Below are 8,548 nucleotides of genomic sequence, written 5' to 3'. Positions count from 1 at the left end.
AGACGTGTGTAGTTTTTTCCATTCATAACAACAAATTTAAAATATTAATTTGTTGCGCTAGGTTCTTGAATCTGGGAAAGAGCCGTTATTGAAGAATAACGGCTCTTGTATATTAAGTATGTTTATTCTTTTGAATCGGATGGTTTTTCCTCATTTTCATTGCGAGCTTTTTTAAACTCTTTCATTCCTTGTCCTAAACCTTTCATTAATTCAGGAATTTTTCTTCCTCCAAATAAAAGGACAACAACAAGTACTATAACTATTATTTCAGGTCCTCCTAAAGAGAAACAAAGTATGCTATTTAAATTCATAATGTAGTGTTTTTATAAAAAGTAACAATTAAATCGATTATTTAAAAATCGCCCTAAAGATATCATTTCCATTAGCAAAAAGTAATAATGTTAACAATAATAACATACCTGCAGTTTGAGCGTACTCTAAAAACTTATCACTAGGCTTGCGTCCTGTAATAATTTCATATAGTAAAAATAGTACATGCCCTCCGTCTAAAGCCGGAATAGGAAGAATATTCATAAAAGCTAATACAATAGATAAGAAACCGGTAAGAGACCAAAATGAATACCAATTCCATGTTGGTGGAAACATATTTCCTATAGCTCCAAATCCACCAAGTTGTGATACGCCTTCTTTAGAGAAAACTAGTTTAAGTTGTTTCACATAGCCAACAAGGGTATTTACCCCCTTATTAATACCGGCAGGCAAAGCTTCCCAAAAACCATATTTAACCGATGTAACATTAAAGTAGTCGTTAACTTTTGGTCCTATGCCTATTTTCCCATCGTCAGAAACGGCGCAACGTGTTTCCATTGGCTCATTATTTCTAACAAAAGCTATAGTGACGCGTTTGCCTTTGTTGGATTCAATAATGGCAGTTGCTTCACGGAAGAAACTGGCATCTTCGCCATTAATAGTAACTATACTATCTCCTTTTTGTAATCCGGCATCTATTGCATTGCCCTTGGGTAACACACTATCTACAACAAATGGGAAGCGTAACTCAGCTAAACTTCGTACTTCTTCACCAATTATTCTTTTTCCAAAACCTTCTGGAATATTTATAGTGAGAACTTCTCCATTGCGATTAACAGTAAGTTGTTTGGCATCCTCTAATATTAATAAAGATGCAATGTCTTTTGAGGTAACTACTTTGTGAGTATCAACAGAGGTAACTATATCGCCATCTAGTAATCCAATTTCTTTAGCTATTGGATGAAAATCTAAACCAAATTTGGCATCGTTAACATCGATATGACTTTCTCCCCATTTGAATAAAATCATCCAAAAAATGAAAAAGGCTAATAAAAAGTTAACTAAAACACCACCAACCATTATTAATAAGCGTTGGTATGCCGGTTTTGAGCGAAATTCGTAGTCTTTAGGCGGTTCAGCCATGGCTTCTTTATCCATAGACTCATCAATCATACCAGATATTTTAACATAACCTCCGAGAGGTAGCCAACCTACGCCATATTCAGTATCACCTTTTTTAAATTTAAATAATGAAAACCAAGGATCGAAGAACAAATAAAATTTCTCTACTCTAGTTTTAAAAAGTTTGGCAAAAAAGAAGTGGCCAAACTCGTGTAGTACTACTAATATTGAAAGGCTTAAAATTAATTGCCCTGCCTTTATTAAAATATCCATCTATTATTTTTGAAAAAATTAAGCTACAAATATATTTCTTTTTTGTAATTATAATACTTTAAAGTCCGATTATTGATTTTGCTATAGAACGTGCTTGAATATCGGTATTAAAATAATCATCTAAACTTGGTTTTTGTATAAAATCAGCTTTTTCCATTGTGCGTTCTATTACCTCTGACATTTTTAAAAATCCGATTTTATTTTCTAAAAATGATTCAACCACAACTTCATTCGCAGCATTCATAATGCAAGCCAAGTTACCTCCTTTGCGCATGGATTCGTATGCGAGATTAATGTTTCTGAATAAATCGTAATCTGGTTTTTCAAAGGTAAGGCTAGGGTAGTCTAAAAAGTTGAATCGTTCAAAATCAGATACGATTCTTTCTGGGTAAGCAAGGGCGTATTGAATGGGTAAACGCATATCAGGCAGTCCCATCTGTGCTTTCATAGAACCATCGGTAAACTGAACCAAACTATGCACTATGCTTTGTGGGTGTACAATAATATCAATTTGATCGGGGTTTAAGCCAAATAACCATTTGGCTTCAATTGCCTCCAGACCTTTGTTCATCATGCTAGCGGAGTCGATGGTGATTTTGCTACCCATCTCCCAGTTAGGATGATTCAAAGCCTGTTCAACAGTTACTTTTTTCAAAAATTTCTCATCTTTACCTCTAAAAGGCCCACCCGACGCAGTTAAATATATTTTCTCAATAGGATTGTGAAACTCACCTGCTAAGCATTGGAATATAGCCGAGTGTTCAGAGTCTACAGGAAGAATAGGTACTTTATTTTGGGCTGCTAGTTCTGTGATAATATCGCCGGCTACAACCATTGTTTCCTTGTTTGCTAGTGCGATTGGCTTTTTAGCTTTTATCGCATTTATTGTAGGTTGAAGGCCTGAGAAACCAACCATTGCAGTTAATACAATATCAACACTTTCGGTTTCTACAACTTGGCTAATAGATTCACTACCAGCATATACCTTTATTGGTAAATCTTCTAGTGCATCTTGTAAAACAGAATACTTTTCTTTGTTTGCAATAACAACAATGTTTGGCATAAATTGCTTACACTGCTCTATAAGTTTACCAACTCTATTGTTAGCTGTTAGTACTTCAACTTCAAACTTCTCAGGATTTTTTTCAATCACCTCTAACGCTTGAGTTCCTATGGACCCTGTTGAACCTAATATGGCAACTCTTTTCTTCATTTCTAAAATATTTTCAATGTTCAGGTGAAACTTGAACTCAATTCTTTATTCAAATAAGATGTATTCTTCTGGATTAAGGGCAGCACTTTTGTACCATAATTCAAAGTGTAGGTGAGGACCGGTTGTTAACTCACCACTATTACCAGTATTTGCAATAGCTTCGCCAGCTTTCACAAAGCTGCCCATTTCTTTAAGTAACTTTGAATTATGCTTATAGCTTGATATGAGATCACTGCCATGTTGAATAATCATAACATAGCCAGTTTCAACAGTCCAGCCGGTAAATATTACTGTTCCATCAAGTATCGCAGAAACCGTTTCTCCAGGTTTTGATACTATATCTACCCCAAAATGATTGGTGCTTTCGTTGTATTTATTAACAACAATACCTTTAATTGGAGGGAAAAAGTATTGTTGATTTAGCTTTAAATCTTTCGATTTATCATCTAATACAGCTAGGTTAAACTTTTCTTCTGCCTCAACTTCTTGTCTAAACTCTATATCACGTTGTGTGTTGTCAAGTTTAGCTGATTCAATAGCATCGGCATTTGTAGGGCTAGAATCTTCTTGTTCTATAGATTCTGGTACTTCTCCACGAATAACTGTTTGAATCGATTTAACAAATTGATCTCTTTTATGAATCTCTAATATTAGCGAGTCCACTCTGCTTGCATTGCGTACCATTAATACACGCTGCTTAGCACTAGGGTAACCTGGAATGTATTCTTTCAAGCCTGTATAAGCGATTAAAAGGGTAACCAAACCTATTATAATAACTATAGAAAAACTCACAACGGTAAATACATTTAACCTAGATAGGCGAACTCTAAAAACCTCCTCGTACGACTGTTCGTTAAAAATAGCAAGCCTATATTTATGGCGGATCTTTTTAATAAATGCTTTTTTGCCCTGCGTATTCTCCATAATAATTTTTCTATTTCGAGGCTGCAAAGTTAAAAAATTAAGTCAGCTTTTTTATATCAGATGTCAGCTTATAAATCCTATGTGATAGATTAATTTTAGTAATAATCGAAGTGTAAATTATCTATTGAATCAATAGTAATGTGACTGACCATCGATTTAAAGAAGTTTGTGAAGTACTCTAAGTATAACATAAGAGCTTAAAATACTATTTATCTTAGAATAATATCAGGGATGTATGGTTCATTATACCAATTGTTTAATTGGTTTTTAGCGTGAAAGCGATCATCGAATAAAAAAATAAATTCTCCAAAGTGTTGCACAGTTAAAACATAACAGCTACATTTGCACCCGCAATAAAGAAAACAACAAACGTTTAAGATATATTGCGGGGTGGAGCAGTTGGTAGCTCGTTGGGCTCATAACCCAAAGGTCATCAGTTCGAGTCTGGTCCCCGCTACTAAGAAAGCCGAAGAATTTATTTTCTTCGGCTTTTTTATTTCTATTATTTTAAATTTGCTTACCACATAAATGTTTCCACTTTAGCTATAGTATCAGGTAAGTTAGCCCTTTGGTACATTCGTTGAACTCCTTTTACACTTACTTCTACAGATACTGAACCAATATCTAATAAATTTGTGGCTTCAAGCATTAATGTATCCGATTTAAATTCGTCGAAACTATAAGTAGCGGGTAGTACTACATCTTTGTGTACAATTGTATCACCAATAGAATCGGTATACATAACTCGTGCTTTACCTCTTAGGCTTGGGTTTTCTCGTGTTATTTTATATTGAATGATATTGTCTAAATTATATTCTTGTTGAAATATTTTATATACCAGAGGTTCTTCTTCTACATAGAAAATGTAAAAGTTTTTAGAATAGCTTTTAGTCTCAATAGAGGGTTGTTTTGTATCACAAACTACCACAACTTCCTCGTCAGGAGCAAGTGAGAAATTTTCAAAATTATCGCTTAATATCTCAACAGTAAATTCTGAAGTATTTTTATAGCTAATGTTATAGGTTGTTCCGAACAGAGTTGAGTCTTCAGAACAGGATAAAACAATTAAGGATATTATTGCTACTACTATTGTGTTTTTCATTAATTACTGTTTTAATAATTTGGCCTCAAAAGTATAAAAACTATTTAAGCAAGAGGTATTTTATAAACGCTGAAAGGCCCGTTATAGTATAAAGAATAATTGCAGATTATACAGTTCAGGTTTTAAGGCTAATGTTAATGCTTTATAAATAATTAGATTAGCGTATATATTTAACGTACTTTTGCGGCCGCTAAAAATAGCAGAGTTAAAAGTAGATTGATGAAAAGAATAAATGAATATAAGAAGTTGTTCAAGGTTGAGAATGCTATTGATCTTAAGGAGCTAAAGTTAACTTACCGTAGTTTGGTAAAGCAATGGCACCCTGATAAGTTTCAGGCTGATGACGAGAAGGCTGCTGAAGCTGAAAGCATGAGTCGTCAAATTATTGATGGTTACGACTTTTTAGTGAGCATTGCTCCTGAAACAATGGAAGCCAACAAAGAGCAATACACAAAAACAATTACCGAGTCGCCAATTACCGATTGGAAACACAAAAGCCAGGTAATGACGCTTACTTTTTTAGATGGTACAACGTACGAGTTCTTTGGTGTAAGTCGTGTTATTTTCAATAAGTTTTTAAATGCAGATAACTTAAATCGTTTCGCCAAGCGTAATATATTCAATCAATATATTTACCGTCGCTCAATGAAAGCAATGCAAGAAGCATAATAATATTGACACATATTATATAGAATAGGCACTTCGTTTTTCGAGGTGCCTATTTTTTTATCCCCGCCAAAAGTGAGGTGAAAAAATAATCAGAACAGAAAATAACTCTAACCTTCCCAATAACATCAAGAAAGATAGTATCCATTTTGCCGCATCGGGTATAGCCGAAAAATTATTAGCTGGTCCTACAAGCCCAAGACCAGGACCAATACCTCCCATAGATGTGGCAACAGCACCCATCGACGACTCAATATCTAAACCAGTAATGGTTATGGCCAAGGAACCTACGGCGAATATTATAATATAGAGCACCAAAAATGCCAGTACCTTATAAACCACTTCGGACGATACCGAGCGTGAATTAATTTTTATGGGAATAACTGCTGAAGCATGCGTCATCCGTTTAAACTCAGTACGTATACTTTTTATTAGTATAATATGTCGGAATATTTTTACACCGCCCGATGTGCTTCCTACGCATGCACCGCCAAACATGAGTAGAAACATCACAAAATTAAGGTAGGGATGCCAAGCCCCATAATCGGCAGTTGCAAAACCTGTGCTGGTTAATATACTCACCACCTGAAATGTTCCTGCCCTAAAAGCCTCCTCAATATTATAGTGTTCAACAAACATTAGGGCAAGCGATACACAAACAGAAACAAGCAGAACTATGCCTCCGTAAATTCTGAACTCACGGTTTCGTTTAAACCTATCCCATTTCTTTTTCCAAATAAAGTAGAATAAAGCAAAGTTGGTACCCGCAAAAAACATGAACACAATTATCACATATTGTATATAGGGTGAATAGCCTGCAATGGAATCGTTTTTGGTAGAAAACCCACCCGAAGCCAATGTGCCAAAACTATGGCAGAGTGCATCAAAAAGGGGCATATTGCCAAGCATTAAAAACACCGTTTCTAATACGATCAATAACATGTAAATGCGCCATAAGCTACTTGCTGTTTTCTGAATTTGCGGGTGTAGCTTATCGTTTACTACACCTGCCGATTCGGCGCTAAACAACTGCATGCCGCCAAAACCAAAGTAAGGCAATATAGCAATGGCCAATACAATAATACCCATTCCCCCAATCAAGTGCGTAATACTTCGCCAAAACAAAATGCAATGTGGCAAAGCTTCAATATCGCTTACCACAGAAGCACCTGTGGTAGTAAATCCCGATATGGTTTCGAAAAACGCATTGGTAAACGATGGTATGGTGCCACTAAAAACGTAGGGCAAGCTACCAAATAAAGACATAATCACCCAAACAAGTGTAACAATAATAAAGCTCTCGCGCTTCATTTTACCCCTCTCAAAATCGCGAGTACATAACCAGCATATTCCGCCAGTAAAAAATGTAATGATAAAGGAATAACCAAAAGCGCGTATGTCGTGCTCGTTATATAGTATCGATACTATAATGCACAATAACATAAACGCACTTTCAAAAACCAAAATTAGTCCTAGTATATGAATAATGGCCTTCTTATTCATTGCTCAATAATTAAAACAAAAGTACTTGTAAATAAAAAGTAAGGGCTCCGGCAATGTAACCCACAAAAGCAATCCAACTCGCTTTTTTTAGGTACCACATAAAATCAATTTTCTCAATGCCCATTGCTGCCACACCTGCTGCCGATCCAATAATTAAAATACTACCACCGGTACCAGCGCAATAAGCCAGAAACGACCAGAAGTTACCATCCTGAATAAAGTTGGCCATATAACCTGTAGCATCGGCCGCTGCTATATGATACATCCCCATCGATGCCGCCACCAAAGGCACATTATCAACAATCGACGATACAATACCCACAATTAAATTAATGGCGTAAATGTTTTTTACTTCATCATCAAGCCACTGTGCCATAACATCTAAATGGCCCGCTGTTTGCAAAGCTGCCACAGCACTCAATATCCCCAAAAAGAAAAGAACAGTAGGTATATCAATGGCTTTAATCGCCGCCATAACCGTAAGCTTACGTTTGTCTTCCTCGCTTCTGTTTTTAAGGTATCTATCGGTCATTATCCACATAATAGACAGGCCAAATAACATACCCAAGAAAGGAGGCAAGTGCGTTACTGTTTTAAATATTGGCACCGATAACAATGCGGCTACACCAACCGAAAGCATAAAAACCCTTTCCTTCTGTGTGGTAAATTCATCGGTTTCGTTGGTATCTAGTACCGGACGAATGGTTTTTCCTTTGGTAAGCAGAGAAAACAAGAAAGTACTCACTAACATATTTACTATACTAGGCAAAATTACCGAGCTAATAATATGTGCAGCTGTAACTTGGCTTCCAATCCAAAGCATAATGGTAGTCACATCACCAATGGGCGACCATGCACCACCCGCATTGGCCGATACCACCACCATACTCGCAAAAATCCATCTATTATCTTTTTGTGTTAATAACTTTCTTAACACCGTTAATATCACAATTGTAGTGGTAAGGTTATCCAGCACAGCCGACATAAAAAAAGTAAGAATACTAATAATCCAAAGTAGCTTTGTAGCATTACTATTGGTAATTTTACTGGTAATCACCTTAAAACCTTGGTACTTATCCACCAGTTCCACAATAGTCATTGCCCCAATCAAAAAGAAGATAATTGATGATATCTCCGATAAATGATGCATTAACTGATCATGCGTAATAAAATGCGTTATCTCCTCAAGACTACCGCCCTCTCTCAAAAAGTTATTCCAGGCCGAGCTAAAGCCCAAGCCTAGAATCGATTCGCCACTCAACGATAAAATAGCCCAGCACACCGAGCCAATAAATAAAGCAATAGCCGCTTTGTTAATATGATTTACGTGTTCAAACACGATGAATCCGTAACCTAGTACGAATACAACAAGCATTAATAAAAACATTACAAAAATGATTTAGGAAAAATGAAGTATATAACAACCCACCGTACAACAGTGCATTGCATTATTTAATTATAAAAATCTGAAGAAT

Annotated in this window: 8 protein-coding genes and 1 tRNA gene; 2 read left to right on the top strand and 7 right to left on the bottom strand. The window is 35.8% G+C overall.

Annotation, left to right across the window (positions count from 1 at the left end; all coding sequences use genetic code 11):
* Nucleotides 1-122: 122 nt before the first annotated feature.
* From tatA to QMO11_RS20315, 4 genes are read right to left on the bottom strand one after another with little or no spacing between them, the layout of a single operon-like run.
* Nucleotides 123-311: a twin-arginine translocase TatA/TatE family subunit gene (tatA, locus tag QMO11_RS20330; RefSeq protein ID WP_068471760.1), complete on the bottom strand. Its 189-nt coding sequence runs from the start codon at nucleotides 309-311 to the stop codon at nucleotides 123-125.
* Nucleotides 312-348: 37 nt separating this feature from the next.
* The gene (gene rseP, locus QMO11_RS20325; RefSeq protein WP_282039672.1) at nucleotides 349-1,665 is read right to left on the bottom strand and encodes an RIP metalloprotease RseP; all 1,317 of its coding nucleotides are present in this window, start codon (nucleotides 1,663-1,665) and stop codon (nucleotides 349-351) included.
* Between the two features lie 58 nt (nucleotides 1,666-1,723).
* Nucleotides 1,724-2,878 (bottom strand): 1-deoxy-D-xylulose-5-phosphate reductoisomerase, encoded by a 1,155-nt coding sequence (locus tag QMO11_RS20320; RefSeq protein ID WP_282039670.1) that lies wholly within the window; start codon nucleotides 2,876-2,878, stop codon nucleotides 1,724-1,726.
* A gap of 45 nt (nucleotides 2,879-2,923) precedes the next feature.
* Nucleotides 2,924-3,802 carry a M23 family metallopeptidase gene (locus tag QMO11_RS20315; protein ID WP_282039668.1) on the bottom strand — a complete coding sequence of 293 codons (879 nt, stop codon included), beginning with the start codon at nucleotides 3,800-3,802 and terminating at the stop codon, nucleotides 2,924-2,926.
* 384 nt (nucleotides 3,803-4,186) lie between these two features.
* On the opposite strand from QMO11_RS20315, the gene QMO11_RS20310 reads away from it, so the two are divergent.
* Nucleotides 4,187-4,259 (top strand) — tRNA-Met (locus QMO11_RS20310).
* 60 nt (nucleotides 4,260-4,319) lie between these two features.
* Here QMO11_RS20310 and QMO11_RS20305 read toward each other — a convergent pair.
* Nucleotides 4,320-4,904 (bottom strand): hypothetical protein, encoded by a 585-nt coding sequence (locus QMO11_RS20305; protein ID WP_282039666.1) that lies wholly within the window; start codon nucleotides 4,902-4,904, stop codon nucleotides 4,320-4,322.
* A 219-nt stretch (nucleotides 4,905-5,123) separates the two neighbouring features.
* Between QMO11_RS20305 and QMO11_RS20300 the strand changes: the two genes are divergently transcribed.
* Nucleotides 5,124-5,573, top strand: a complete 450-nt coding sequence (locus tag QMO11_RS20300; RefSeq protein WP_075602168.1) for a KTSC domain-containing protein — start codon at nucleotides 5,124-5,126, stop codon at nucleotides 5,571-5,573.
* A 57-nt stretch (nucleotides 5,574-5,630) separates the two neighbouring features.
* Here QMO11_RS20300 and QMO11_RS20295 read toward each other — a convergent pair whose 3' ends face one another.
* Together QMO11_RS20295 and nhaD are read right to left on the bottom strand one after the other, a co-directional pair.
* A complete protein-coding gene (locus tag QMO11_RS20295) occupies nucleotides 5,631-7,073 on the bottom strand; it encodes a TrkH family potassium uptake protein (RefSeq protein ID WP_282039664.1) in 1,443 nt (480 codons plus the stop codon).
* 10 nt (nucleotides 7,074-7,083) lie between these two features.
* The gene (nhaD, locus tag QMO11_RS20290; protein ID WP_282039662.1) at nucleotides 7,084-8,460 is read right to left on the bottom strand and encodes a sodium:proton antiporter NhaD; all 1,377 of its coding nucleotides are present in this window, start codon (nucleotides 8,458-8,460) and stop codon (nucleotides 7,084-7,086) included.
* Nucleotides 8,461-8,548: the final 88 nt, after the last annotated feature.

Origin of the sequence: Saccharicrinis aurantiacus (genome assembly GCF_947489045.1) — a bacterium.
Classification (GTDB): domain Bacteria; phylum Bacteroidota; class Bacteroidia; order Bacteroidales; family Marinilabiliaceae; genus Saccharicrinis; species Saccharicrinis aurantiacus.
Note: the sequence above shows the minus strand (reverse complement) of the source record. Positions and strands in the feature narration are given on the sequence as shown.